At 69.6% G+C, this 1301-nt stretch carries 1 protein-coding gene; it reads right to left on the reverse strand.

The genetic code is table 11. The features are described from left to right. Positions 1-255: 255 nt before the first annotated feature. The coding region (locus ABZ321_RS20935) for a phospholipid carrier-dependent glycosyltransferase (RefSeq protein WP_354893501.1) at positions 256-1301 on the reverse strand (1046 nt) is incomplete at its 5' end.

A 1301-nucleotide genomic window follows, 5' to 3' on the forward strand; every position in this document is an offset into this window, starting at 1 on the left:
GGAAGGAGTCCGTCGCACCAGTCGCGACCACAACCCGCCCGACACAGCAGAAGACCCCCACCGCCACGTGGCCCCACTCAGCAAGCAAGCGACCACGGGCGCCTTCCCAGCCCACGGCGGCGACATTGCAACCTCAACAACGGCTGTCGGTCCGGACCGCTTCCCACGACAAGCCCGCGTCCGCATCGAGATCAGTCGCATTCCCCCAGGTCAGCCGCTGCTCCAGGCTAGCCACTGCCCCTCGCAGGGGGTGGGTCATATCCAGCGGGAGCCTAGCCACATGCGGGAGAGCCATTCGGCGTTGGTGATCACGGTGGCGCTGTAGATGGGGTAGAAGTAGGCGAAGCAGATGGCGACCAGGGTGACGTACGCGCCGGCGACGATTGAGCCGATCAGGCGGTGGTCGCTGGCGGGGTTGACGTGGCGGGGCGGGCCGATGATGGCGCCCAGGACGTACACGACGGCGAGGATCAAGAAGGGCTCGGCGGGCAGGGCGTAGAAGTAGAACATCGTGCGGTGGGCCGGCATGGACTGGAACCAGGGGACGATGCCGGCGAGGGAGCAGGCCAGGATGAGCCAGGCGCGGCCGTCGCGGCGGGCGATCGCGAGCCAGGTGAGGGCGGCCAGCGCGGGCAGGAACGACCACCACAGGACCGGGGTGCCGAGCAGCAGCACCTGGGAGACGCAGCTGGCGGCGTCGCAGGGGCCGTCGGTGTTGACGTACATGCTGACGGGGCGGCCCAGCAGCAGCCACATCCACGGCCAGGACTGGTAGGGGTGCCCGGTGTCCAGGGTGGTGTGGAAGCCGTACGCCTCCTGGTGGTAGTGCCACAGGTTGACCAGCGGGTCGATGAGGCGGTCGCTGCCGAGGCCGTGGGCCTGCGCGTACCAGTGCCGGAAGTAGCCGTCGTCGGAGGCGAACCAGCCGGTCCAGGTGGCGAGGTAGGTGACGACGATGAGCGCGCCGAACACGAGGAGCCACCGGCCGTCGCGCAGCAGCGCGGTGCTCACGTAGTTGGAGACGCCGGCGGTGCGGCGGGTTCCGGCGTCGAAGACGACGATCGCGGCGGCGAAGAGCAGGATGTACCACAGCGCGCTCCACTTGACGCCCGCCGCGAGCCCGAGCGAGACGGCGCAGGCCAGCCGGTACCAGGGAACGCCGAGCCGCACCCGGGAGGAGCCGGACTCCAGGTGGGCCAGCCACCGGGCGCGCCGCTGCTCGCGGTCCAGGACCAGGAAGTAGAAGGCGACCACGATCCAGAACATGAGGAAGATGTCCAGCAGCGCGGCCCGCGAGAGGA

The organism is Dactylosporangium sp. NPDC006015 (assembly GCF_040614215.1).
In the GTDB taxonomy this organism is placed as follows: Bacteria; Actinomycetota; Actinomycetes; order Mycobacteriales; family Micromonosporaceae; genus Dactylosporangium; species Dactylosporangium maewongense.